Source organism: Gracilimonas tropica DSM 19535 (assembly GCF_000375425.1).
Taxonomy (GTDB): Bacteria; Bacteroidota; Rhodothermia; order Balneolales; family Balneolaceae; genus Gracilimonas; species Gracilimonas tropica.
Genome location: NZ_AQXG01000001.1, coordinates 68,023 through 92,578, shown reverse-complemented (window position 1 = coordinate 92,578; position 24,556 = coordinate 68,023). Strand labels below are relative to the sequence as shown.

At 44.8% G+C, this 24,556-nt stretch carries 22 protein-coding genes; 9 read left to right on the top strand and 13 right to left on the bottom strand.

The window, feature by feature from the left end:
• Positions 1-31: 31 nt before the first annotated feature.
• From hemB to hemA, 6 genes are all read right to left on the bottom strand, one after another.
• Complete coding sequence (hemB, locus tag B151_RS0100475; RefSeq protein WP_020401616.1) at positions 32-1,015, bottom strand: porphobilinogen synthase; 984 nt, start codon at positions 1,013-1,015, stop codon at positions 32-34.
• Positions 1,016-1,299: 284 nt separating this feature from the next.
• Positions 1,300-2,229, bottom strand: a complete 930-nt coding sequence (gene hemF, locus B151_RS0100470; RefSeq protein ID WP_020401615.1) for an oxygen-dependent coproporphyrinogen oxidase — start codon at positions 2,227-2,229, stop codon at positions 1,300-1,302.
• Between the two features lie 183 nt (positions 2,230-2,412).
• The gene (hemE, locus tag B151_RS0100465) at positions 2,413-3,444 is read right to left on the bottom strand and encodes a uroporphyrinogen decarboxylase (RefSeq protein ID WP_020401614.1); all 1,032 of its coding nucleotides are present in this window, start codon (positions 3,442-3,444) and stop codon (positions 2,413-2,415) included.
• 65 nt (positions 3,445-3,509) lie between these two features.
• A complete protein-coding gene (locus tag B151_RS0100460) occupies positions 3,510-4,214 on the bottom strand; it encodes a uroporphyrinogen-III synthase (RefSeq protein WP_020401613.1) in 705 nt (234 codons plus the stop codon).
• Entirely contained in the window at positions 4,204-5,103 is a 900-nt protein-coding gene (hemC, locus tag B151_RS0100455; protein ID WP_020401612.1) for a hydroxymethylbilane synthase, read from the bottom strand. The genes B151_RS0100460 and hemC overlap by 11 nt, the downstream gene beginning before the upstream one ends.
• A complete protein-coding gene (gene hemA / locus B151_RS0100450; RefSeq protein WP_020401611.1) occupies positions 5,093-6,274 on the bottom strand; it encodes a glutamyl-tRNA reductase in 1,182 nt (393 codons plus the stop codon). Before hemA ends, hemC begins: the two co-directional genes overlap by 11 nt.
• A gap of 389 nt (positions 6,275-6,663) precedes the next feature.
• Between hemA and B151_RS0100445 the strand changes: the two genes are divergently transcribed.
• Together B151_RS0100445 and B151_RS0100440 are read left to right on the top strand one after the other, a co-directional pair.
• Positions 6,664-7,836, top strand: a complete 1,173-nt coding sequence (locus B151_RS0100445) for an acyl-CoA dehydrogenase family protein (protein WP_020401610.1) — start codon at positions 6,664-6,666, stop codon at positions 7,834-7,836.
• A 149-nt stretch (positions 7,837-7,985) separates the two neighbouring features.
• On the top strand, positions 7,986-9,194 hold the full coding sequence (locus B151_RS0100440) for an acyl-CoA dehydrogenase (RefSeq protein WP_020401609.1): 1,209 nt from the start codon (positions 7,986-7,988) through the stop codon (positions 9,192-9,194).
• Positions 9,195-9,309: 115 nt separating this feature from the next.
• On the opposite strand, the gene B151_RS0100435 is transcribed toward B151_RS0100440, so the two are convergent.
• The 6 genes from B151_RS0100435 to hemN form a co-directional block, all read right to left on the bottom strand.
• Positions 9,310-9,714, bottom strand: a complete 405-nt coding sequence (locus B151_RS0100435) for a heme-copper oxidase family protein (RefSeq protein WP_020401608.1) — start codon at positions 9,712-9,714, stop codon at positions 9,310-9,312.
• 1 nt (position 9,715) lies between these two features.
• Positions 9,716-10,153 carry an NnrS family protein gene (locus tag B151_RS0100430; protein WP_020401607.1) on the bottom strand — a complete coding sequence of 146 codons (438 nt, stop codon included), beginning with the start codon at positions 10,151-10,153 and terminating at the stop codon, positions 9,716-9,718.
• A gap of 59 nt (positions 10,154-10,212) precedes the next feature.
• Positions 10,213-11,421, bottom strand: coding sequence for a hypothetical protein (locus B151_RS0100425; RefSeq protein ID WP_020401606.1), 1,209 nt, complete (start codon positions 11,419-11,421; stop codon positions 10,213-10,215).
• Positions 11,422-11,537: 116 nt separating this feature from the next.
• On the bottom strand, positions 11,538-12,233 hold the full coding sequence (gene ric, locus B151_RS0100420) for an iron-sulfur cluster repair di-iron protein (RefSeq protein WP_020401605.1): 696 nt from the start codon (positions 12,231-12,233) through the stop codon (positions 11,538-11,540).
• Positions 12,234-12,308: 75 nt separating this feature from the next.
• The gene (locus B151_RS0100415; protein WP_020401604.1) at positions 12,309-12,758 is read right to left on the bottom strand and encodes an RrF2 family transcriptional regulator; all 450 of its coding nucleotides are present in this window, start codon (positions 12,756-12,758) and stop codon (positions 12,309-12,311) included.
• Positions 12,759-12,835: 77 nt separating this feature from the next.
• Positions 12,836-14,188 (bottom strand): oxygen-independent coproporphyrinogen III oxidase, encoded by a 1,353-nt coding sequence (hemN, locus tag B151_RS0100410; RefSeq protein ID WP_026166388.1) that lies wholly within the window; start codon positions 14,186-14,188, stop codon positions 12,836-12,838.
• A 365-nt stretch (positions 14,189-14,553) separates the two neighbouring features.
• Between hemN and B151_RS0100405 the strand changes: the two genes are divergently transcribed.
• Together B151_RS0100405 and B151_RS0100400 are read left to right on the top strand one after the other, a co-directional pair.
• Positions 14,554-15,801 (top strand): Nramp family divalent metal transporter, encoded by a 1,248-nt coding sequence (locus B151_RS0100405; RefSeq protein ID WP_020401602.1) that lies wholly within the window; start codon positions 14,554-14,556, stop codon positions 15,799-15,801.
• Between the two features lie 134 nt (positions 15,802-15,935).
• Positions 15,936-16,766, top strand: a complete 831-nt coding sequence (locus tag B151_RS0100400) for a sulfite exporter TauE/SafE family protein (protein WP_020401601.1) — start codon at positions 15,936-15,938, stop codon at positions 16,764-16,766.
• A 152-nt stretch (positions 16,767-16,918) separates the two neighbouring features.
• Here B151_RS0100400 and B151_RS0100395 read toward each other — a convergent pair whose 3' ends face one another.
• The gene (locus tag B151_RS0100395; RefSeq protein ID WP_020401600.1) at positions 16,919-17,488 is read right to left on the bottom strand and encodes a DUF420 domain-containing protein; all 570 of its coding nucleotides are present in this window, start codon (positions 17,486-17,488) and stop codon (positions 16,919-16,921) included.
• Between the two features lie 283 nt (positions 17,489-17,771).
• Between B151_RS0100395 and B151_RS0100390 the strand changes: the two genes are divergently transcribed.
• Genes B151_RS0100390 through B151_RS0100370 form a run of 5 tightly spaced genes read left to right on the top strand, consistent with a single transcriptional unit; the run spans position 17,772 to position 24,535 of the window.
• Positions 17,772-18,419, top strand: coding sequence for a cytochrome c3 family protein (locus tag B151_RS0100390; RefSeq protein ID WP_020401599.1), 648 nt, complete (start codon positions 17,772-17,774; stop codon positions 18,417-18,419).
• Between the two features lie 32 nt (positions 18,420-18,451).
• Positions 18,452-21,502: a TAT-variant-translocated molybdopterin oxidoreductase gene (locus B151_RS0100385; RefSeq protein WP_157470626.1), complete on the top strand. Its 3,051-nt coding sequence runs from the start codon at positions 18,452-18,454 to the stop codon at positions 21,500-21,502.
• Positions 21,503-21,529: 27 nt separating this feature from the next.
• Positions 21,530-22,957, top strand: a complete 1,428-nt coding sequence (gene nrfD, locus B151_RS0100380) for an NrfD/PsrC family molybdoenzyme membrane anchor subunit (protein ID WP_020401597.1) — start codon at positions 21,530-21,532, stop codon at positions 22,955-22,957.
• Positions 22,958-22,962: 5 nt separating this feature from the next.
• Positions 22,963-23,505, top strand: a complete 543-nt coding sequence (locus tag B151_RS0100375; RefSeq protein ID WP_020401596.1) for a DUF3341 domain-containing protein — start codon at positions 22,963-22,965, stop codon at positions 23,503-23,505.
• On the top strand, positions 23,498-24,535 hold the full coding sequence (locus tag B151_RS0100370; RefSeq protein WP_020401595.1) for a c-type cytochrome: 1,038 nt from the start codon (positions 23,498-23,500) through the stop codon (positions 24,533-24,535). Before B151_RS0100375 ends, B151_RS0100370 begins: the two co-directional genes overlap by 8 nt.
• Positions 24,536-24,556: the final 21 nt, after the last annotated feature.

Sequence of the window (24,556 nt, the reverse complement as noted above, 5' to 3'; positions counted from 1 at the left end):
TGGAACCGATGATTGTCTCTAAAGAGTCAATTTATTTACCTGAGATCAACCTCGCGGCATCCTTGGCAAAATAAGTCGCGATCAGATCAGCGCCGGCACGTTTGAAGGCCAGCAGAGACTCCATCATCACTTCCTCTTCATTCAGCCAGCCTTTTTCTGCGGCGGCCTTGATCATCGCATATTCACCTGACACATTATAGACCGAAACCGGGATATTGAAATTCTCTTTTACGGCTCGAACTACATCCAAGTACGGCATACCGGGCTTCACCATTACGATATCGGCACCTTCGTTGATATCGAGCTCCACTTCCCGTAATGCTTCATCAATATTTGCAGGATTCATCTGATAGGTTTTCTTATCGCCGAAACCCGGGGCTGAATCGAGAGCATCCCGAAACGGACCATAAAAGGCCGAAGCATATTTAGCACTGTAGGCCATGATCCCCGTATTCTCAAATCCGGCTTCATCCAGGGCTTCCCGCATGGCACCGATTCGGCCATCCATCATATCAGACGGTGCCACCATATCGGCACCTGCTTTGGCATGACTAACCGCCATCTCTGCCAAAACTTCCACCGAAGGATCATTTACAATTTCGCCATCTTCCACAATGCCATCATGTCCATAAGAGGAATATGGGTCCATGGCAACATCCGTCATCACATACAGTTCCGGGTAGTTTTCTTTGATGAACCGAACCGATTCCTGCATCAATCCTTTGTCATTGACGGCTTCGGTTCCCTCGTTATCCTTTTTGGAATCGGGAACTTTGACAAATAACAATACGGATTGTATGCCAACTTCCATCAGCTCTTTCATCTCATCTCCCAGCAGATCCAGCGTGTACCGAAAATAGCCCGGCATACTGGCAATCTCCTCTTTTTTGTTTTCACCTTCCATAATAAAGATCGGAGCGATAAAATCGGATGGATGTAATCGGTTTTCCTGCACCATTTCTCGGATGGCGGATGCTTGTCGATTTCGTCGTAGTCGGGTTGTGGGGTATTTCATATTTAATTGTTAATAAACTGTTTCTACTCTTCTAAGTTATTAATACCACAATGAAAAGTCTCCCCTTGTGGAGAGATAAATCAGTCAGCTGTTCCTGACTGATTTTGAGGGGTGTTGGAACCAAGGTATATAAAGTTGGTTATCAAGCTCGATGCCCTTGGCTTAAACCCTCTGCAAGAGTTTGTATTCACTCACTCCGGCACCTCTCTCAAAGGAAGATTTTACCTGGTTCCTACGCTCTGCGTTGGAACCAGATGATCGACTCTGGAGAGTTGATCTACATCTCAATAATTAATCCAATCGATCGGTTTCAAATGCTCAAGCAACTCCGCTTCTGGACTTCCTTCTTTGGGATGATGATCGTACACCCAGCGAACCTGGGGCGGTAGGCTCATCAAAATGGATTCGATGCGGCCTTTGGTCTTCAGCCCAAACAAGGTACCGCGATCGTGGATCAAATTAAATTCCACATAACGACCGCGGCGAATCTCCTGCCACTTCCGGTGCTCTTCATTATATTCGATATCCTTTCTTTTCTTCAGAATCGGTATGTAAGCATCGGTAAATGCGAATCCACAGGCTTTTGCAAACTCGAAGAGGTCTTTGGCAGAACGGGTCTCATCCGGCCGCTGATAATCAAAAAATAATCCACCGATTCCCCGGGCTTCTTCGCGATGATGGTTATAGAAATAGGCATCACACTCCGCTTTAAAATCGGGATAATAGTTTGGGCTGAACCGATCACAAACCTCTTTATGTACCTGATGAAAATACCTGGCATCCTCCGGAAACAAATAATATGGCGTCATATCAGCGCCGCCGCCAAACCACTGATCCCTCAATTCTCCGGTTTCCTTATCATACAATTCAAAATAACGGTAGTTGGCGTGAACCGTAGGCGCAAAGGGATTTCGGGGATGGATCACCAGCGAAACACCGGTGGCGAAAAACTCGGATTCGGGCACTTCAAATTTCTTCTGCATGGCCTCGGGAAGCGGTCCGCCTACCGTGGATACGTTCACCCCTCCCTTTTCGATCACCTCTCCATCAACGATGATTCGCGTGCTTCCCCCGCCAAAACCATCCCGTTCCCAGTCTTCAATGAGGAATTTTTGGGTTCCTTCCACCGCTTCCAATTCATCACAGATATGTTGTTGGACATCAGATACAAATTGGGTGAATTGGGGTTTTAGGGATGTTAATTTTGTTTTCATGATTGATCAAATCTTTCCATAACCCGCGTAGAGGCACTAGATTTTGTGTCTCTACGCGGGTTTATTCTATACATTTTTTTCTCAGTAGGGGCAATTCATGAATTGCCCCTACTGAGAAAAATCATGCTCGTTCCCAACCACCCGGTTGGGAACGCCTATCCGGACCTGCCGGTCCAAATGATTTCAATATCTATAATTCTTTACGGTATCGACAAAGGCTTTTGCATTTTCTACAGGTACATTCGGTAAAATTCCGTGGCCTAAATTCGCAATGTAATTTCCTTTGCCGAACCGTTGCATCATTTCCTTCGCCTCGGCTTCAATGGCCTCCGGTTTCATCAACAATTTGGACGGATCAAAATTCCCCTGCACCACTTTATCACCGGCATACTGACGGGCGTGTTCGGGGGTGCATCCCCAACCGATGCCAAATCCGGAAACATTTGTGTTTGCAAACATCGGGTAGCTCCATTCGGCATCCTTACAGAACATGATCAGGGGCACGCCGTAATCTTCGCTCGCAATTCGCTTAAGGTGAGGCAGTGCCAGTTTCTGAAAATCATCGGGTCCCAATGCAGCCGCCCAGGATTCAAACACCTGCAATGCCTGCGCTCCGGCTTTCACCTGATGGTGTAGATACTGAATGGTCTGATCGGTCATCACTTCCAGCAGCTTTTGTGCTGCTTCCGGTTCAGAAAACAAAAATGATTTGGCCGTTGAAAATGTCTTTGACCCCTGCCCTTCTACCAAATAGCAAAACAAGGTCCACGGAGCACCGGCAAAACCGATCAAAGGTACACGTCCATCCAGTTCTTTTCGGGTGAGTGTGAGTGCATCATACACATAACTCAATTGCTCTTCGGCGGGAATGATGTTAAGGTTCTCCACTTGCTCAACCGTGCGAATCGGATCAGGTAAATACGGTCCAAATCCTGGTTTCAACTGCACTTCCACATCCAGGCATTCGATCAATACCAAAATATCAGAAAATAAAATGGCGGCATCGGTACCCACAATATCAATGGGCTGAATGGTGATCTCCGAGGCCAATTCGGGAGTCTTCACCCGTTCAAAAAAACTGTATTTCTTTTTGATGGCCATGTATTCCGGTAAATATCTACCGGCCTGACGCATCATCCACACGGGCGGACGTTCGGTTTCTTTGCCTTCCAGCGTGTCGAGTAACAATCGGTTTTTAAGTTCGGGAAATGACATTGATAAGTATTAATTAAACAAAATTTGTAGTGAGCAGTATTTACATCACCCGTCGCAGGGGCAATTCATGAATTGCCCCTGCGACGGGTGTAGAATAGGGAAATAGATTCCATCAGAGATTCCAGGGTTGAATATTCCGGGATGATACTTTCCTGGATTCCAGCATCTTCAGCGGCCTGTTTTGTTGTGGGACCTACACAAAATACCTGCTGACCGTTCACTTTATTCTGCTGGTTGAACGATTCGACCGCACTTGGACTCATAAAAACAACGGCATCAAATTGATCAAGATCACTCATTTTATGATTGGTGAGTTTGGTTTGATACACCTCCACTGAGGTCACATCCACTCCTGAACCCAGCAGCTTTCCAATATCCTCTGCTTTTAGATTTCCACAGAAATGCACCACTTTTTTAAGATCCAGCTCCTGCATCATGGCAGCTAATGCTTTGGCATTATATTCTTCCGGTATCGAGACCTTTAAGCCGATTTCTTCCAACTTTTCGGCCGTCTTGGAGCCCACCGCAAAAATGTGCTGCGGCAATTCAACCTCGCTTATGACAGGTGAAATCGCCTTCACGGCTTTTTTACTGGTAAAGATCCAGGCATCGGCCTTTTCCGGAACCTCATCTTTCCACATACCGGGAAGTTTATACTCAAACGTAATGAACGGCTCACTTTCGATCAGTAATTTGCCATTTTCAAGGTGGGTTCTTTTTCGCTCTGAAATTTGAGTAGTAAAAAGAATCCGGGGCTTTCTATGACTCATGAGCCTTCTCCAGTAATGCTTCCGCTCCTTCTTCTTTTAATAGTTGAGCCCACTCTTTTCCCTTTTCAGCTTCGGCCTCATTGATCGGAATTTCTCGCTCAATATCCAGTCTTTCAGTACCATCTAAAGATAAAACAGCACCAATAAAGCAGAGTATTTTGCCACGAACTTCAGCGTAAGCACCTACCGGACTTGAACAACCGGCTTCCAATTCATTCAAAAAAGCTCGTTCGATGTCTCCGCAAAGGTGACTTTCAGTATGATCAATCTTGTTCAAAACATGCTCAAAATTCGTTTCTTCAGCCGTAGCTATGCCTACTATTCCTTGGGAAGGCGCCGGGATCATCCAATCTAATACCTGCGAGATACGGTCTTCATGGCCAATACGTTCCAATCCTGCCGCTGCGAACACGGCTCCGTGCCAGCCATTGGAATCTACTTTTTTCAGGCGTGTGGGTACATTTCCCCGCAGTCCAACGACAGTATCATCAGGAAACCGGTTCAACCAAAATGCTTTACGCCGAATGCTTCCGGTGGCAATAATTCTTTCATCATTTTCCTTAGGGTGAGCCGGACGTACGAGTACATCCATAGGATTTCCGCGCTCCAATACAGCAGCCAGTTTCAGTCCTTTGGGCAGAACCGTGGGGACATCTTTGAGAGAATGTACGGCAAGATCGATATCTCCGGAAAGAAGAGCATCATCAAGCGCTTTTGTGAATACGCCTTTGTCGCCAAGTTTGTTGAGGGGAATATCCTGCACTTTGTCCCCGAAAGATTCAATTTCGACCAACTCAGATTTAACACCATGAGCTTTTAATTCAGCGGCAACTTTGTTCGCCTGCCACAAGGCGAGCGTACTTTTCCGGGTACCTATCTTAAGCTTCATTTTGTGCCTTTTCAAATTCCTGATCAATACGATCAATATGAATGGCCATGATCTTCTTCTTGATTCGCCTTGTTACTTCTTCCATCTGCGAATACGATTTTTCATCCATCTTATGTTTCACCCGGTCAAGTTCAGCATCGGTGATATCACTCAGGCGATGCTCAATTTCCTTGATTCGAGGCAACAGATAACGCGAACGTTTCACCCGGTTCATAAAATCAGATTTCTCTTCTCCAATGATCTGCTCGATCCTGGGAACTGCCTTCTCCCTCTGTTCGATGGCTTTTTTGTTGGCTTCGTGGATAGAATCCATATCAATAAGCGTCACATGCTCAAGCCCGGAAACGTCTGGATTCACGTTTCTGGGAACGCTGAGGTCGAGCACTAACTGATGATGTGCAACACCTTCGAAATGTGCGGGATGAAGAATGGGATTCTTGGCCCCGGTAGCGGTGATCACTAAATCGGCTTTTTTAATTTCTTCATCCAGATCAGAAAACGCATGAGCTTTGATATCGAAAGAAGAAGCCAATTCCTTAGCGCGATCAATGGTTCGGTTCACTACCGAAATATGTTCGGCACCGTTTGAAATAAGATTCTTTGCAGAAACTTTACCCATTTTTCCGGCCCCAATCAGCAAAACACGAACTTTACTTAGGTCTTTGAAGTGTTCCAAAGCAAGTTGCGTAGCAGCGAACCCGACGGAGGCCGTACCTTTGCCGAAATCGGTTTCAGTACGGCTCCGTTTGTGTGCTCGGAAAACAGATTGAATAAGTTGATGAAATTCGCCCGACAGCCCTTTTTTCTTAGCTTGCTTATATGCCTGTTTTACCTGTTGAATGATCTGAACATCTCCCAGCACTTGCGAATCAAGACCCGTTCCTACTTCATACAAGTGTTGATAGGCGGCATCTTCCACATGGATATATCCATGTTTTTTGAAAAATTTACGATCGGTATTAGTGGATTTACAAAGAGCCGAAACAAGAACATCCGGATCACAAAAGGCATACAGTTCAGTGCGGTTACAGGTATCTAACATTAAGATTCCGCCGGGAATATCTTTTGTGTGAAATTCCAGCAGCTCCTTACGATGGCTGTCCAAAAAAAACAATTCACGAATAGAGACCTCACTTTTCCAGTGAGAAATACCTATTGCACTAAACCTCATAAATTAGTTCTTAAAAAATTTCCGGCACATGAGTCAGGAAGGTATTTTCCGAATGTGAAGATTATGTGAAGAAAATATTCACATTTGGGAAATACCGGCATTTAAAACACTTCTGACACATATTTACTCTTTACATTTATGAATCACACAAAGATAAAACATCTGACAATCAATTGTGATTACAAATAGCTATTGCCTTCATAATTTGAAGAGCCCGATCATTGATTTACAATCTTTATCGACCTCCATCTCTATCGCTCACTTGTATTTATGCAAAAGCCCATCTTCAGAAACTGAAATTTGGAGTTTTGAGCACGAAATTCTACTTCAAAACCATTATCTTGGAAGCGGTTCCAACAAACAAATTTAATTAGATACTATTACAAGATATGGACGCAGTTTTAGAGAAAGAATTATCCTTTGAGTTATCGGAAGATCAAAAAATGATCCGTGATAGCGTAAAAGAATTCGTAGAACGCAATGTAGCACCTACGGTTATGGAAAGAGATAACAGCAAAGAATTTCCACATGAGATCGTAAAACAGCTTGGCGAATTGGGGATGCTGGGAATCTATCACGAAGAACAGTATGGTGGCGGCGGTTTTGATGTCGTTAGTTTTTGCCTGGTGCTGGAAGAGATCGCTCGCTGGGATGCTTCCCTTGCTTTGACCGTAGCGTCTCACACCTCTTTGGGGACCGGACACATTGCACTGGCCGGAAATCACGAGCAAAAATTGAAATATATGCCCGAGCTCACCTCCGGGAAGAAATTGGCAGCCTGGTGTTTAACCGAACCCGGTTCAGGGAGTGATGCTTCAGGCATGAAAACCACCGCCATAAAAGAAGGCGACAAATACATTTTAAATGGTTCGAAGATCTTCATTACCCAAGGCTCGGTTGGTGACACTTATGTAGTGCTCGCCAAAACTGATCCAAGCAAGGGAACTAAGGGAATCTCAGCCTTTATTGTGGAGCGCGAATGGGACGGCGTAAATCCCGGAGAAGGCATGCACAAACTGGGTATGAATTCTTCTGATACCACCGAAGTGGTTTTTGAGAATGTGGAAGTGCCGGCCGAAAATCTTCTCGGCGAAGAAGGACAAGGATTTGTGGATACCATGAAAGTATTGGACGGCGGACGTGTAGGTATTGCCGCTCTTTCTGTGGGTATTGCCCGTGGAGCACTGGAAGAATCCCTGAAGTATTCCATGGAACGTAAACAGTTCGGCAAGCCCATCGGTGACTTCCAATATATGGAAGGCAAAATGGTAGATATGGCCACTGAAATTGATGCGGCCCGCTTGTTAGTGCTCCGTGCAGCCTGGCTGAAGGATCATGAAAAACCGTACACCAAAGAAGCCTCCATGGCGAAATTGTTTGCCTCCGAGCTTTCGGTTCGTGCAGCTCTTGAAGCCATCCAAATTCATGGCGGATACGGGTATACCAAAGAATATCATGTGGAGCGTTTTTTACGAGATTCCAAACTAATGACCATCGGAGAAGGAACTTCAGAAGTTCAGCGGCTTATTATAGCTCGAGAGCTGAAGAAATCTCTCGTTTAACATCTTTTTGTTGTTGGAGTCCTATAAGCCTGTGACTTAAAAAGTCGCAGGCTTTTTTTATACAAAAATCATAAGATTAGGCTTATGCGCTTCTGCAATTTTTTGTACTATCCAACTAAAGAAAACTTTCTGAAAAAAATCTAAATCCAATGTCCAAGAATCTGTTCAACATCGACGATGCCTATCTTTTTGAATCGGAACTGAACGAGGAAGATCGCCTCATCATGGAGACGGCCCGCGATTATGCCCAAAGCAAACTGGAACCCCGAGCACTCAAAGGCAATACCGAAGAATATTTTGATCAGGATATTGCCCGGGAAATGGGCGAAATGGGACTTTTGGGTGTTACCGTGTCGGAAGAATATGGTGGCTCGGATGCCAGTTATACGGCCTACGGACTGATCGCCCGCGAAGTAGAACGCGTAGATTCCGGGTACCGCTCATTTATGAGTGTGCAATCCTCGCTGGTGATGTATCCTATTTCTATTTTTGGAACCGAAGAGCAAAAGCAGAAATATCTGCCCAAATTAGCTTCAGGGGAAATGATCGGATGTTTTGGGTTGACTGAGCCGGATCATGGCTCCGATCCCGGCTCTATGGTTACCACTGCTGTTAAGACTGACGGCGGCTGGAAACTCAACGGTGCTAAGATGTGGATCACCAACTCCCCTATTGCCGATGTTGCCGTAGTGTGGGCCAAAGCCAAAGAAAATGAAAAGGACGAGGGTGAGATCCGTGGCTTTTTGGTTGATAAAGGCATGAAAGGATTCTCTGCACCGCATACCAAATACAAAATGAGTCTGCGTGCCTCTGAAACCGGCGAATTGGTTTTTGATGATGTCTTTGTGCCCGATGAAAATGTATTTCCCGATATTCGCGGCTTAAAAGGACCTTTTATGTGCCTTAATTCAGCCCGATACGGTATAGCCTGGGGAACGGTTGGAGCGGCTGAATTCTGCTACCAACGAGCCCGACAATATGTACTGGATCGTAAGCAATTTGGAAAACCTTTAGCTGCCAACCAGCTTATTCAAACCAAACTGGCGAATATGCTCACGGATATCACATCCATGCAAATGCTGGCTTTTCGCCTGGGACAACTGAAAGATGAAGGGCGTGATCATCCTTCCATGACTTCCCTTGCCAAACGTAATAACTGTGGAAAAGCCCTCGAAATCGCCCGAATATCCCGGGATATGCATGGCGGAAATGGTATTGTGGGAGATTATCGGGTCATTCACCACGTGATGAATCTGGAATCCGTTAATACCTATGAAGGAACTTACGACATTCACGGATTGATCCTTGGGAGAGAGATCACCGGCATCCAGGCATTCACGCCAAAAGGGAATGATTAATCAGCTTCTGTGGGACTATCTACTAAATCTGCGTGACTTGGTGTAAAATTTTTGATGCGACTTCTTTTTTCTCGCGGAGTTTCGCAGAGTTAATCGCTGAGGCTCGCTGATTTTTTTAAGTATTGTAGGTAACTACTCGTTTCCAGTGCAAGGTGATAAATAAAATCACAGAGACAGCTTCTAATATTCTGCCGGTTAAACCCACCGTTTTTCCAAGTCCGTATGGAGCGAAAGAGACGGCTAAAATTCCCAGGTTCAAAACCGCAACCATTATCCACGCCGGTATGGGATTTCCTCTGCCTTTCGTTTCCAGAAACCGGGGTAAGATCCAGTAAGCAACTCCTAAAGTGAACTGAATGATCCATCCGAAGATCAAGAACTTGATGTGGATGGGGAAAATGAACCATATTAGCGGACTGACCAAAAAGGCTTTATTGATGAGCATCAGCGCTCCAATGGCAGTTCCCACCAAAAAATAAACCAGCGATAAGCGGATCATTATGCGAGAAATGAGAGGCATATTATCGGGAGGCTTTTCGTTGTTTACGGCGTTGTTTTTTAGATATCACGCGTGGCCATAATTCAATCACATAACAAAGAATGCCAAGGAATTGTGTAATCGCCGAAATGACCAGCAGATATTTCCAGATTAACAGTTCTGAAGTATTCACAAACGGTTCAGCCAACAGCCTCAGGATCAATCCAACATTCAGGAAACCATACGCCAGCCATGACCATTTTTGAAGCTGAAAGGATTCCTCTTTTTCCCTGCCCGGAAACATCCATACCGAAACACCCATGATGATCTGTGTGATCCAGCCAAGCATCAAGGCATGCCAAAAAAGTGGTGTGATATTCGGAAACATGAACGCATTTGTCTGCTGCGCAATACCAAGCAGCAATGCGATCACAAAATAGATCATTCCGGTTTTGATGAAAATCCTTGTGATTAAAGGCATAAATGTGCTTTGTGCTTGTGCTTTGTGCTTTGTGCTTTGTGCTTTGTGCTTTGGGGATTTTAACTTTTTCTAAGTTTTATCCAAAAAACGGACATCGCAATAATTGGAAATGTAGCAGCAATTGCAAGTGCCGTATAGATCCACACGCCGCTAAGAACAACCGGCCATAAGCCTGTAAGGAAGATCAGGCTAAATAGCAGTAACAATACGGAGATCATCACCCCAATAAAGTAGGAATCCGGCAGTGATTGTTCTTTTCCAAGGAAGACCGCCAGGCCTAAGGTAAGTGCACCGAGTAAAGTGGTGTGCAAATAGAAGATCCTGATGCCATGGTCTGAAAGCCAAAGATCGGCCGGCGATAATGAGGCAATGAGCTGCATCAGCGCCTTTAACCCAAGGAGAATGAGAGGCCATTTCCAAAGTCCTAATGATCTGCCCCGCGATCTGAATGCCGAATACACAAACAACAAAAGTCCCTCGGCGATCAGCACTCCTCCCATGCGAGCAGCTACGGACATGTTTATATCTACAAAAGATTCCGGGATTCCATAAGGGAATGTCAATGGTGCTCCAAAGGCGATCAATCCCACTAAAATACATGGGGAAAGGGCAAATTCTTCATCATCTAATTTCAGTGATTTGGCCATTAGCCCGATCAATACCAACAGCACCCATCCTTCTACAAAGACGGCTAAAAAGAAATGCGTCAAAGCTTTCCCGAATAGTGGACCTCCAATGCCCAGAACTTCAGAAAAACCCACTCCCCATGCGCCCAAAGAACTTACAAATAGCATTACAAGCGCGCCCTCAAACCAAATATTGGGTTTAAAATCACGCTTATACTTCCGCGTGATCAGATAGCCGGCCATAAATCCGTACCACGAGAGCATTACCAATCCCGAAATAACAGCAGAAATAGGAATGTTAGCCGAACCTATGCTAACAGGACTGTAACCCCACAGAAAAAAGGACGGAAATGATAATAACCCGAAAGCTACTGACATCCATAATGACGCCTTCATTAATCGCGCTCCAACAGCAGCATGGTAACCGGGAATCGTATCTAGCTTAATGAGATACAATGGAAGTAAGGCTGCCCACCCGAAAAACATAAGGTGCGAATGAGCATGCCGTACATTTTCCAGGCTTAACTCATACGGCAGCGGAACTATAAATCCCAGGCGATATAGGAATCCGGCGAGGCCGGCCAGCACAAAGCTGAACATTGCCCATTGCCAGATCCCCGAATCTTTGAACAGCAGTTTCATGAATTTTTGACGATTGAATTTATCTACTGATCAAAACTATCGCTTGTTCATTAAGGTTAGATGAAGTTTTTGGATGATTTTGTCTTTTTTAACTCAGCCAAAACCTCCACTTTCGCTTAGTTCAATAAAGCCTCAAGCTTTAGCGCTTTAGGAAACAAAATGTTATTCTCTAAATGAACGTGTTTATGAAGGTCCTGCTGAAAGCCTTCCAGGTTTTGGAATAGCACGCGGTAGGAGGCACATGCATCATCCGGAGCATTGAAACCGTCAGTTAGTCCTTCAATAGTTTCCATAAGTGCGCCGGCTTTATCGTGCTCATCTTCCAACGCTTCTACGATACCATCCTTCACCTCACCTTTTACACTGCTTTGCACCAGGTTCTTGATCTGAGGGAACAACTCGACTTCCTCTTTTTCCAGATGTCCGATCATTTCTTCACTGAGCAGTCGCACATTTTGAAGGATATCCAATAGCTCGGGATGTCTTTCGCCATGAACACGTGCAACCTTTTCAGCATAGAAATTGAGCTCGGGAAGCATCTTGCGAACGTATGTATGATGGGTATTTACGATGTAATCAGCCAGAAAATCCAGCGCCCATTCATTGTAGTTATCGCCAGAACGATCTTTTTCATTCAACGCTTCCAGATCTCTGATAACCTCCTCGATGTTTATTTTTTTGGAAGAGCACGCTTTCTCCAGCGTCCGTCCCCCTCCACAGCAGAAGTCCAGTCCGTATGAACGCAGTACCTGCGAAGTTCGGTAATCTTCCGCTACTATTTCTCCAACCGGTTTTTGTGATAATGTTGTCATGAGTATACTTATTAAAGTTTAAAGACTATTTTGTCTTAATTATAGTTAAAAATTTTTTTATGCCGTTAACTCATTTTACCAACTGAATTTTCCTTCAGCAGTCAACCTGAAATGCTTGGCCTTACCTTCTTCAGCAATTTTAATGAGCGTTGTTCTTCTAAGCATATTTTCAATAGAAGCCCTCGTATCAATCCAGCTTTCATGGAGCGGACAAGGTTCCTGCGAACCGCATCCCGGTAAACCAAGTGCACATTGTGTAAACAAACCGGGTCCGTCTATGGCAATCACCATATCAAACAAGGTTGCTTTTTTTCCTTTTTCAGATAATTTCACCCCTCCGTTGGGTCCTTTATAGGACTCCATCAAACCATCGGATGTCAACTGCTGCAAGATCTTGGTCAAAAAGTGAAACGAAATATTCAGCTCCTCGCTCATCTCTCTGAGAGAATGATATTCCCCATCATTCTTGGCTGCTAAATACAAAGCAGCTCTCAAACCGTAAACACAAGATTTTGAAAGAAGCATGTTGACTATCTATTTAAGAGTTTAATGTCTTTAAATTACACAGAATGATCGTTTCGTACAATTAGATTTAAGAACCGTCAAACTGTTTGGGAGAATGTTGGCCGATCAGGCTTTTTCTGATGAAGCTTTACATCAAAGGCCATGCAGGCATTTCGTACAAAGGGGATTCCTTCTTCGGTAATGCGAACTCTTCTCCCGTCAATGAGTACAAGATCATCCTCAACAAGATGCTGCAGCCGTTTTTTGATTTGGCTGAACATTCCGGAAGAACCGTCAAAATCGGTTTCGAAGCGACACATTAAATTCAGGATCTGCCGGCGGATCATAAGATCGGTTTTAGTGAGCAGGTGTCCGCGGAAGATTGGAATTTCACCGGCTTCCACGCGTTGCTCATAGTTTTTCAAATCCTTTTCGTTCTGTGCAAACCCATACCAACTGTCACTTATGGCTGACATCCCCAGCCCGATCATCACTTTGGTAGCCCCGGCAGTATAACCCATAAAATTTCGGTGGAGTGACCCGTTTTGCATCGCTTTGTACAACGAATCTGATTTCAGCGCAAAATGATCCATCCCGATCTCTGCATAATTACGGTCGTAGAACATCTGTTTTCCCAATTCATACAGCGCTCGCTTCTCATGATCTTTGGGGAGATCCGCTTCATTAAATCCCCGCTGACCATTGCCCTTCATCCATGGAACATGCGCATAGCTGTAAAAAGCAATTCGGTCGGGACGCAGCTCATTCGTTTTGTTGATGGTATGCTCGATTCCCGCCAAATTCTGATGCGGCAGCCCAAACACCAAATCGTGATTTACCGACGTATACCCGATCTCTTTCGACCACTCATGCACGCGCTTCACATTCTCAAACGGCTGAATCCGATTGATCGCAAACTGCACTTTTGGATCGTAATCCTGCACGCCATACGAAACCCGCCGAAATCCAAGATCATACAACGTTTGCAGATGCTCTTTGCTGGTATTATTGGGATGACCTTCAAAACTGAATTCAAAATCATCCTTCAGTTCGGCTCTTTCCAGAATGCCATAAATGAGTCGTTTCAGATTCCCTGAACTGAAAAAAGTAGGCGTCCCTCCCCCTAAGTGAATTTCTTTTATTGTTGGGGTGAAGGGCAAAAAATCTGTATAAAGCCTCCATTCCTTCAACACGGTTTTGATGTAGGGATCTTCTACCTCATGGCGCTTGGTGATCTTTTTATGACATCCGCAAAACGTACACAAGCTCTCGCAAAACGGAAGGTGGATATACAGGGAAATGCCTTCCTCCATACTCTCCAGAAACGCACTGATCAGCGTTGACTCCCAATCCTCCATTTTTATTCCCGCCTCACTCCAATATGGAACGGTGGGATAGCTCGTATATCTCGGCCCGGGAACGTTATATTTTCGGATCAGTTCGGTGTTCATCATGCCTCATAGATTAAGTGGCTTGATGATAAGGGTCGTTTTTGAAGATTTGGTGAAGCAGAACTTAGAACCTGCCTACCGTACAGGCAGGCATGGAACTTCCGACTTCCAACGCTGAACCTTTTGGATATTGAAAAGCCCTCCTATCACACAAATCAACGATCTTTATTTCAATCTTTTCCTTTAAATGCTTAGTATTGGCGCGGCTTAATTCATTTATGGAATGATGTTCAGCGTAATTTCTAAATTATATTGCGCTTAATTTGCAGAAGGATCGACTATTCACCCATTGCCTTTCACCCCGAAAGTTTCATTCTAAAGCCACTCAAAACAAATTCCCCAACATTTAAACGTACTTCTGATACATGAAAGAATTTTTCGCAAACTTCTTTGATAAATATGGACTGTCTTTCATTATGGTGGCCAGCTATTTTGGCAGCGGCTCTATTTTTATAGCGAGTCAGGCCGGAGTTGAATATGGATATATCCTGATCTGGGCCGTGATCGGCGCCGTGCTCCTTGGCTTTATGGCTCAGGATATGAGCGCCCGACTTGGAATTTATGGCGATACCCTGATGACCTTCATCCGAAAAAAAATCGGGAAAAAAGGAGCGCTGACTTTAGCCTTATTTTTATCCCTGGGATGCATAGCCTGGACCTTAGCCCTCACCGCCGCCGTTGGAATGAGTTTTGAGGTCTTATCCGGAGGAGCGTTGAGCTGGCAGCCCATAGCCGTGGTGACCGGTATTGTTGCTATCATTGTAGGAGTGCTGCATTACGGATATGTTGAAAAAGTGATGACCGGAATGATGTTTTTATTGCTGATCCTTTATCTCGTAGTTGCCGGTGCAAGCGGACCTGATATGGTTGAAGTAGCCAAAGGATTCATCCCCTCCATTCCTGATACCGGAGCGATGTTGCTGGGAGCGGCTATCTTGGGAACGACTGCGCTCTGGCCAAATTTCTTCCTTGAATCTATTTTGGTGAAACGCAAAGGCTGGAATAGTGACAAGCACGTAAAAAGCATGCGCACCGACCTCACCATGGGTTATACGGTGGGCGGATTGATCACCGTGGCAATTATAATAGTATCGGCAGCTGTTTTACGTCCAGCCGGATATACGGAACTTTCCACGTTCGTTGCTCCGGGTGAGGCCCTTGAAATTGTATTGGGCCGCTGGGCAATGATCGTCTTTCTGATCGGAGTGATTGCCGCTGCATTTAACAGTATTGTTCCCATTATGTGGACGATTCCTTATATGATTCTGGAAGCCCTTGGAAAAGATCATGAAGAAGGAAGCAGCAAAGAATTTAAACTCATTTTTGCCGGGGGAATTTTGATCGGGATGTTTTCTCCGCTGGTAGCCAAAGTCACTGGATTGAGCGTAGTCGAAATGATCACGCTCTTCCCCGCTTACAATGGTGTATTTGGATTACCGATCACCGCCGCTTTACTATTCTGGGCCATGAACGACAAAAAACTTATGGGACAAAATATTAACTCATGGAAGTTGAATCTCGCTAATTTCACTTTGGTGCTGTTCTCTGCATACATTGCCATCAACTCGGCGCAGGGTGTACTTGCAGCGATCTTTGGCGGGATGTTTTCATAGAATCAACTTTAAGCTGTAGAACCGAACGCTGCGAGGACCTTCGGACGCTCGCAGGTTCTCCTTCAGAATTAGTTTAAGCGTTCGCTTGGACTTCTATAAATTGATTTCTTAATCATACAAAGACCTTACTCTTAATGACTTTTTTATCCGGTTTATTCTTAACGGCCATGACTTCAATGAGTCTGGAGATCATGATCCTGCTGCTCATTATTGCACTGGTGGGTGGGGTTTGTATCACAACGATTGGTCCGGGCGGGATATTTGTAACCATTGCCCTTTTCGCCCTCCTACCGCTTGACCCAAGTACCGTGGCAGGAACCGCAAGTGCTACCTTTATTGCCACCGGAATTGTAGGAAGTTTGGGATACCTGCGATCCGGAGAATTAAAAGGAAAGGTAGCCGGGAAAGCTGCCGGCGTTTTAAGCCTTGCTTCCGTGATTGGAGCTTTTGCAGGAGCACAAATCAACACCCTGTTAGATAAATCCCTGTTTGCGATACTGCTGGGAGCGTTTGTTTTCTTTACCGGAATTCTGATTCTCTACAGACAAAAAAAGCAACTCAAGCCTGACAGCAAATTACAGATAGATTCTTCTAAAGGATTGTTATGGCTGGCCGGAGTAGGAATTGCTGTTGGCCTGCCCGGCGGATTACTTGGAGTGGGCGGACCGGTGCTCGCCGTTCCCTTGATGGTAGTGTTAGGCGTCCCGATGCTGCTTTCGGTTGCGTTGGCACAGGTTCAATCCATATTTATTTCAGGATTTGCAACGGTCGGTTATATGATTCATGACGCCGTAGATTGGTATCTGGCTTTATTCCTCACGGTGCCTTTATTAATAGGAACTGTTTCCGGATGGTATCTCGCGCAACGCATCAAGGCCAGCAAACTACAGGTTTCACTTGCGCTCGTATTGATAGCTTTGGGAATTTATTTGATCGCCGGAGGAGCTACGCCAGGCGGAGCATGAGGAATATTGAAAATTCAACACTGAATAAAAAGAAGTCAGAAGTATTTATTAGAAATCCAATCAACTTCACTACTCAATATTCCCCGGTTCAATATTCGATATTCAAAAAAGCCGTTCTCCCTTCGATGTTCCGTGTTGGATGTTCGATATTCTCATCCCCAGATCTTCAACATAAAGAAAACGAGGACGCCGGTTACTGAAACATAAAGCCAGATAGGAAACGTCCAGCGGGAAACTTTTTTGTGGGTTTTAAATTTGCCACTCAGTGAAAAGTAGAAACTGGCCAACACCAGCGGAACTACAAAAATGGAAAGAACAATGTGAGTGATCAGGATAAAGAAGTAGACGGGTCGGATGAACCCCTCTCCCATAAATTTAGTATCGCCTACAAAATGATGATACACCACGTAGCTCACCAGGAAAAGAGATGAAGTTACAAAAGCAGCTAAGTTAAACCGCATGTGCATCTGAAAATCCTTCCGCTTGATCTCCCGAAAAGCCAGGAGCAAAAAAATGGTACTAAGGGAATTTAAGCCGGCATTTAATGCAGACAAATTCTCAATCCAATTCGGTGCCGTTTCTGCGCCCTCATTAAAATAGATAAGCCAAAACAAGAATAGTATGGCCACGGTGCTAAGCCCGATGATAATACCAAGCGCTTTTTTCGCACTGATCTGTTCTAAAATTTTTGATGATTCGGGAAGCTTAAGGTTTTCGGTCATTATAAATAGTCGTTATTCGGTTGCGTAGCAAAGTTAAGACAAGCTAAACCAAAAGGTGAGTTTTTTCAGTTCCTTTTTCGGCATTTTTGTGAAATACATACTATCTTTTCGCCCTCACATCTTCATGGATGTGGCAAAGTTTGCAATAATCTATTTAGAATTGTTTTAAATAAAAGATAGTTCATCCTTTTTATTCAATTAAGATCGAAAAAATTGATAGATTTGCGCGGCTTTTGAACGGGAGCATTCATGCTCTTTACCTTAATCTAAATCAGCAATCTTTATGGCGCAGATTTTCCCAAAGTGGACAAATCAGGTTCCCCGAAAAATTTTAATTGGATTAATCGTAACGCTGAATGCTATTATTTTTGGCGTTTGGTATTTCTTCTCTCCTGAATTTACTGACGTTGGCTATGCTCCGGAACAGCCTGTTCCCTACAGTCACCAACTCCACGTCGATCAACTTGGATTGGATTGTCAGTATTGCCACACCAGCGTATTCGATTCCAAGCAAGCCAACATACCGGCTACCCAAACTTGTATGAACTGTCACAGTCAGGTTAAAGGAAAGAATCCGGAAAACCTTGATCTAATTCGCGAGAGTTGGGAAACCGGCAAAGCCGTAGAGTGGATTCGGGTACACAATTTACCCGATTATGCTTATTTCAATCACTCTGCTCACGTTACCGTTGGAGTTGGCTGCGAAAGCTGTCACGGACGTATTGATAAGATGGAAGTTGTATATCAGGCAGAGCCACTTAGTATGAGCTGGTGTTTGGATTGCCACCGTGAGCCGGAAAAATACATTCGTCCCGTCGATGAAGTCACGACCATGGGATATAAAGTTGAGAATCAATTAGAAATTGGACGCGAATTGGTAGATAAAAAGAATATTCATGCTCCAACCTACTGCCAGGGTTGTCATTATTAATAATGAAGGATTCAGAAATTACAGATCAACAGATGAGCGAAGTTAAACAAACCACTTACTGGAAAAGCTTAAAAGAGCTGGCGAACAACCAAGAATATCAGAAGTTTGCTGAGCGTGAGTTCCCTGAAAATGCCACAGAATTAACAGATGGTGTATCTCGTCGTGGATTTCTCCGCGTGATGGGTGCATCCGTAGCATTAGCCGGACTTGCTGCCTGTCGTCGTCCCGTTCAAAAGATCCTTCCATACTCTAAACAACCTGAAGATGTAGTGCCGGGCATACCTTTGTATTATGCTACCTCTATGCCGGTTCAGGGTAATTTAGTCGGACTTATTGCTGAAAACCATGAAGGACGGCCTACCAAATTAGAAGGAAATGACCTTCACCCTGCCAGCAAAGGCGGAACCAGTATTTTCAATCAGGCGGCCATACTTGGCTTATATGATCCTGACCGTTCTCGTTCTCCTTTATATAATGGCAACCGCTCGACCAAAGATGATTTTGCAGCTTTTGCAGCTTCTCATTTTGCAAATACCAGTCAGCGCATAGCTTTTATCTCTGAAGCAAACTCTTCCCCTACCTACAATAGTATAAAGCAACAAGCTCTTTCCAAATTTAGTAATGCTTCCTGGATTACTTATGAGCCTTTTGGAGAAGACAATGTAGTAGAAGGAAATCAAATTGCTTTTGGTCAGCGCCTGAGAACCCATTACAATTTTGAAAATGCAGATGTCATCGTTTCCTTGAATGATGATTTTATGGCGTCTACACATCCAAATAGTGTGGAATATGCCAAACAAGTATCCTCCCGAAGAAAAGTGACAGACACCAATGGTGAGATGAACCGCGTGTATGCCGTTGAGGATTCTTTTACGCTTACCGGTTCTTATGCTGATCACCGTCTGAAAGTGAAGGCCAGCGAAATTGAAGCCTTTACCTATGCACTTGCCGCTGCTCTTTCCTCCCGAATCAATGGATTGGGAGCTTTTAGCGGATATTCAAATCAATTTTCTGATCATAAATGGATCACAGTACTTGCTGATGAATTAGCTGCAAATGCCGGATCTTCAGCACTTACCGCAGGATTCCAGCACACCCCGGAAGTTCATGCTGCAGTTGCGGCCATTAACCAGGCATTAGGTAATGCTGGAAGCACCGTCAATTATCTGGAAGCTCCACATATTGATGATCAAAACAACCATCAGGCTTTTGCTGATGTTGTTGCTGATATGAAAGCCGGCAACATTGACACGGTTGTTATGGTGGGCGTGAATCCGGTTCACACCGCCCCTGCTGACCTTGATTTTGAAAATGCACTCTCAAACGTCGAAACGGTTGTTAATCTCTCCGATTATGTAGATGAGACGGCCAAGAGAGTAACCTGGCACGTAAATCGTGCTCACTTCCTGGAAGCCTGGGGCGATGGATTTTCTTATGGAGGCGCACGTTCCGTGATTCAGCCTCAGATCCAGCCTTTACATGACGGCTTAAGTGAAATTGAATTCCTGAATACCATTGTATCCGGAACTCTGGCTTCCGGTTACGATCTGGTGCAAAATACCTTCCGTGGATATTACAACTCCGGTTTCGATAATCGCTGGACTAATATCCTACATGATGGTATTGACACTACTGATAATTTTGATGCAGTGAATGTTCGCCTGAGCAGTGGGTTTAACGCTGCCATGAATCGGGCTGTTTCAAACGTATCATCCACTTCGGGCATGGAAGTTGTGATTCGCCCGGATGCTACACTTTATGATGGCCGTTATGCCAATTTAGGCTGGCTTCAGGAACTTCCTGATCCCATGACCAAAGTAACCTGGGATAATGTGGCGTTGATGAGTCCTGCAACAGCTAAGAGCCTCGGAATCGAAGAACCGGGAGCAGGACAAGATGATTTTGATGTTGTAGAGATCACCGTTAATGGTAAGTCACTGAAGATTGCAGCCTGGATCCAACCGGGGCATGTTGATGATGCCATTACCCTCACAACCGGATACGGTCGCGAAGGTATTGGTCGTGTTGCCAGCTCTTATGTTGATTACACTGCCGGCGGCGTAGATGTTTATCCTTTACGAGGAACAACCAATATGTTGTTTGCTTCTGCAAATGTCTCCAAAACGGACGAAACCTACGAAATTGCTTGTGTTCAGGATCATCACAGCCTTGAAGGCCGTGATATGTACCGGCAAGCTACCCTTTCCGAATACAAAGATAATCCGGATTTCGCTTCTTTCGAATCGGTTCATACCTATCCTGTACCGGGATTGGCTGAAGCTAAAGAAAATGGCGACACAGACGGTCCTATCTCATTGTTTGATGAGCAAACCTTCCCTGATTATGAACCACAATGGGGAATGGCCATCGACCTTAACTCTTGTTTTGGTTGTGGTGTGTGTGTGATCGCTTGTCAAAGTGAGAACAATATCCCGGTCATCGGTAAGAAAGAAGTTAAACGGGGCCGTGAAATGCATTGGATCCGTAACGACCGTTATTATGTGGGCGATGATGCTGATTCTCCACAAGCGGTTCACCAACCGGTACCATGTATGCATTGCGAGTTGGCTCCATGTGAGCAGGTTTGTCCGGTTGCGGCAACCACTCACAGTGAAGATGGGATGAACCAAATGACGTATAATCGTTGTATCGGTACCCGTTACTGCGCAAATAACTGTCCGTACAAAGTGCGTCGTTTCAACTTCTTCAACTATCCAAAAGAATATTTAACCACGGGCGACGATCCGGATATCATCCAAATGGCGATGAACCCGGAAGTAACCGTTCGCTTCCGCGGGGTAATGGAAAAATGTACGTATTGCGTACAGCGTGTAAACCGCGCCAAGATCGAAGCCAAAAAAGAAACCGGTTCACCAAAACCGGCTGATGGCACCGTTAAGACTGCTTGTCAGCAAGCTTGTCCTGCTGACGCGATCTATTTCGGCGATCTGACCGATGATAACAGCGTGGTTGCTCAAATGAAGCGTAACGAACGTAATTTCCAGATGCTGGAAGAGCTGAACACACGTCCACGTACCTCTTATATGGCAAAACTTACGAATCCAAACCCAGCTTTGGCTTAAGATATTAATCAGGAATACACCCAAAACATGAGTAAATACCAATACGTACCGGAACCCGCTCTTGTAAAAGGCGATCATGACTTTTCGAGCCTTACACGACTGGTTACTGATATAAATTTACGACCCACTCCAAAAGCATGGTACTTAGCCATGATAGGAGCCAATGCCCTGCTAATGGTTATGGTAGCGGCTATTGGTTATTTGATATGGGAAGGAACCGGAATCTGGGGCCTTAACAATCCCGTTGGTTGGGGTTGGGCGATCATCAACTTTGTATGGTGGGTAGGTATTGGTCACGCCGGAACCCTTATTTCTGCGATCCTTTTCCTCTTCCGGCAAGACTGGCGTACCGCCATTAACCGATTTGCGGAAGCGATGACCATTTTTGCAGTAATGTGTGCCGGGGTCTTCCCAGCTATTCACGTTGGTCGTATCTGGGTAATTTATTGGGTATTCCCGGTTCCTAACCAAATGGCCATGTGGCCGAACTTCAACTCTCCCCTGCTTTGGGACGTGTTTGCAGTTTCCACCTATTTTACTGTTTCTCTGTTATTCTGGTATGTTGGATTGGTTCCCGACCTTGCCACGATCCGCGACAGAGCTACCGATAAGATCAGAAAGGTAGCTTACGGTATCTTTTCTCTTGGATGGACCGGTTCCAACCGCCACTGGTGGAATTATGAAAAAGCCTACATGATTCTGGCCGGCTTGGCTACTCCACTGGTATTATCCGTACACACCATTGTATCCTTTGACTTTGCCGTTTCCATGATCCCGGGATGGCACACCACAATTTTCCCACCCTATTTTGTTGCGGGTGCGATCTTTTCCGGTTTTGCGATGGTGCTGACCCTTATGATTGTTGCCAGAAAGATCTATGGCATGGAAGACATCATGACAAACGATCACATGGAAAAAATGAATATCGTGATCCTTGTCACCGGTACTATGGTAGGTTTTGCCTACATCATGGAATTCTTTATTGCCTGGTACAGTGGCGTTGAATACGAGCAAGCGATCTTTATTTTGAGAGCTACAGGACCTTATGCATGGGCCTACTGGGCAATGATGACCTGTAATGTATTCTCACCTCAGTTTTTCTGGTCTAAGAAATTACGAACAAGCGTCGGATTCACCTTCTTTATTTCCATTGTGGTGAATATCGGTATGTGGTTTGAACGATTTGTAATTACGGTAACTTCGCTGGCTAACGATTATTTGCCTTCAAGCTGGGATTACTATTCCCCAACCATTTGGGATGTTTTGACTTATGTAGGAACATTTGGACTCTTCTTTACTATGTTCCTCTTGTTCCTGCGATTCCTTCCAATGGTTGCTCTCGCTGAGATCAAAGCTGTAATACCTAAGGCAGATCCTCATAATTATGATGAGGAAACCAACGAATATCATGCTCCAAAAGTAGAAGTACCTGAACCTCAATCTCAGAAGGTTTAAAGAATATGAGTACAGAAAATCAAAATTTGCACGGCATCTTAGCCGAATTCAGAAACCCCAAAGAGCTTACTGATGCAGCCAAAAAAATGGTGAAATCAGGTTATACCAAGTTTGATACTTTTAGCCCCTTCCCAATTCATGGAATGGATAAAGCCATGAATTTGAAAAAATCAAAACTGGGGTGGATCGTGCTTGGGCATGCCATCCTTGGTTTTGCAGGTGCAGTATCAATGATGTATTACATGGCTGTTATTGATTACCCTTTAAATATTAGCGGTAAGCCCTTTTTCAACGCTCCGGCCTGGGTACCTATCACTTTTGAGCTTACTGTGCTGTTATCAGCCTTTGGAGCTGTATTTGGAATGTTCTTCCTAAACGGACTTCCAAAACTTCACAATCCTCTTTTTAATGTAGACCGTTTTAAGAAAGCAACCGATGACGGTTTCTTTGCCTGTATTGAAGCTGAAGATGACATGTTCGAAGCTGACAAAGTAAAGAAATTGTTCGAAGAAGCCGGGGCTACTCACATTGAGGAAGTTTATGAATAAGAAAAATTCACAAATATCACGTTCAGGGATGAATTTTAAAGGTTTATTAAAAACGGCGGGATTAGTTGCGATCGGGATATCGCTTACGGCCTGCCAGGGACAACTTTCAGAAAAACCGCCGGTCCATCCAAACTTGAATATGGATCAGCAACCGCGAAAGGAAGCCCAGGAAGTCAATAACTTTTTTGATGACGGACGTTCTATGCGTCAACCGGTAGAAGGAACTATTGCCCGTGGCTTAGCCAAAACAGATGTTGCTTATTACGAAGGAGTTGATGAGAACGGTGATTACATAGACTACATCCCTGTGGATCTTACAAAATCATTCCTATATCGTGGCAAAGAACGCTACGAAATTTACTGTACTCCATGTCACGGTCAAACAGGAGCCGGCAACGGAATTATCATGGAGGGCGGTTATGGATTTGTTCCGGCACCTTCTTACCATGACCAGCGACTTATTGAAGCTCCGGACGGGCAGATCTATTCTGCTATCTACAACGGAGTGAGAACCATGTATTCTTATGCTTCTCAAATACCTGTTGAAGACCGTTGGGCTATTGTGGCCTACGTGCGGGCCTTGCAGGAAAGCCAGAATATCTCTGAAGAGGAAATGGCAGAATATGATGTAGATCTTGCTGCACTTCAGTCAAAGGCTGCCGAGGAACAAGCCAAAGCTGATTCTTTAGCTGAAGCGAAAGCAGCGGCCCAGGAAACAATGGAAGCTTCCGTATCTATGGGTGCCGATGTAATTGCCGGCAATGGATGTGCAGCTTGCCACAGTGAAGATGGTTCAGCCGGTATTGGCCCAACATGGTCCGGTCTATATGGCAGCGAAGGAGAAGTTGTAACCGCTGAAGGTGAAACCATCACGGTCACTAAAGATGAAGATTATATCCGGGAATCCATCGTTGAACCCGAAGCCAAAAAATCCGTGGACTATCAACAAGGGGTGATGGCCTCTTACAGCTATTTGTCTGACCTGGAGATCGAATCCATCATCCTGTACATCAAAAATCTTGATAACTAAGAACTTTGCTTAATACACTTA

Excerpts from the sequence above, each read along its gene's own strand:
- hemB (WP_020401616.1), bottom strand. The coding sequence starts at position 1,015 with ATGAAATACCCCACAACCCGACTACGACGAAATCGACAAGCATCCGCC.
- hemF (WP_020401615.1), bottom strand. The coding sequence starts at position 2,229 with ATGAAAACAAAATTAACATCCCTAAAACCCCAATTCACCCAATTTGTA.
- hemE (WP_020401614.1), bottom strand. The coding sequence starts at position 3,444 with ATGTCATTTCCCGAACTTAAAAACCGATTGTTACTCGACACGCTGGAA.
- B151_RS0100460 (WP_020401613.1), bottom strand. The coding sequence starts at position 4,214 with ATGAGTCATAGAAAGCCCCGGATTCTTTTTACTACTCAAATTTCAGAG.
- hemC (WP_020401612.1), bottom strand. The coding sequence starts at position 5,103 with ATGAAGCTTAAGATAGGTACCCGGAAAAGTACGCTCGCCTTGTGGCAG.
- hemA (WP_020401611.1), bottom strand. The coding sequence starts at position 6,274 with ATGAGGTTTAGTGCAATAGGTATTTCTCACTGGAAAAGTGAGGTCTCT.
- B151_RS0100445 (WP_020401610.1), top strand. The coding sequence starts at position 6,664 with ATGGACGCAGTTTTAGAGAAAGAATTATCCTTTGAGTTATCGGAAGAT.
- B151_RS0100440 (WP_020401609.1), top strand. The coding sequence starts at position 7,986 with ATGTCCAAGAATCTGTTCAACATCGACGATGCCTATCTTTTTGAATCG.
- B151_RS0100435 (WP_020401608.1), bottom strand. The coding sequence starts at position 9,714 with ATGCCTCTCATTTCTCGCATAATGATCCGCTTATCGCTGGTTTATTTT.
- B151_RS0100430 (WP_020401607.1), bottom strand. The coding sequence starts at position 10,153 with ATGCCTTTAATCACAAGGATTTTCATCAAAACCGGAATGATCTATTTT.
- B151_RS0100425 (WP_020401606.1), bottom strand. The coding sequence starts at position 11,421 with ATGAAACTGCTGTTCAAAGATTCGGGGATCTGGCAATGGGCAATGTTC.
- ric (WP_020401605.1), bottom strand. The coding sequence starts at position 12,233 with ATGACAACATTATCACAAAAACCGGTTGGAGAAATAGTAGCGGAAGAT.
- B151_RS0100415 (WP_020401604.1), bottom strand. The coding sequence starts at position 12,758 with ATGCTTCTTTCAAAATCTTGTGTTTACGGTTTGAGAGCTGCTTTGTAT.
- hemN (WP_026166388.1), bottom strand. The coding sequence starts at position 14,188 with ATGAACACCGAACTGATCCGAAAATATAACGTTCCCGGGCCGAGATAT.
- B151_RS0100405 (WP_020401602.1), top strand. The coding sequence starts at position 14,554 with ATGAAAGAATTTTTCGCAAACTTCTTTGATAAATATGGACTGTCTTTC.
- B151_RS0100400 (WP_020401601.1), top strand. The coding sequence starts at position 15,936 with ATGACTTTTTTATCCGGTTTATTCTTAACGGCCATGACTTCAATGAGT.
- B151_RS0100395 (WP_020401600.1), bottom strand. The coding sequence starts at position 17,488 with ATGACCGAAAACCTTAAGCTTCCCGAATCATCAAAAATTTTAGAACAG.
- B151_RS0100390 (WP_020401599.1), top strand. The coding sequence starts at position 17,772 with ATGGCGCAGATTTTCCCAAAGTGGACAAATCAGGTTCCCCGAAAAATT.
- B151_RS0100385 (WP_157470626.1), top strand. The coding sequence starts at position 18,452 with ATGAGCGAAGTTAAACAAACCACTTACTGGAAAAGCTTAAAAGAGCTG.
- nrfD (WP_020401597.1), top strand. The coding sequence starts at position 21,530 with ATGAGTAAATACCAATACGTACCGGAACCCGCTCTTGTAAAAGGCGAT.
- B151_RS0100375 (WP_020401596.1), top strand. The coding sequence starts at position 22,963 with ATGAGTACAGAAAATCAAAATTTGCACGGCATCTTAGCCGAATTCAGA.
- B151_RS0100370 (WP_020401595.1), top strand. The coding sequence starts at position 23,498 with ATGAATAAGAAAAATTCACAAATATCACGTTCAGGGATGAATTTTAAA.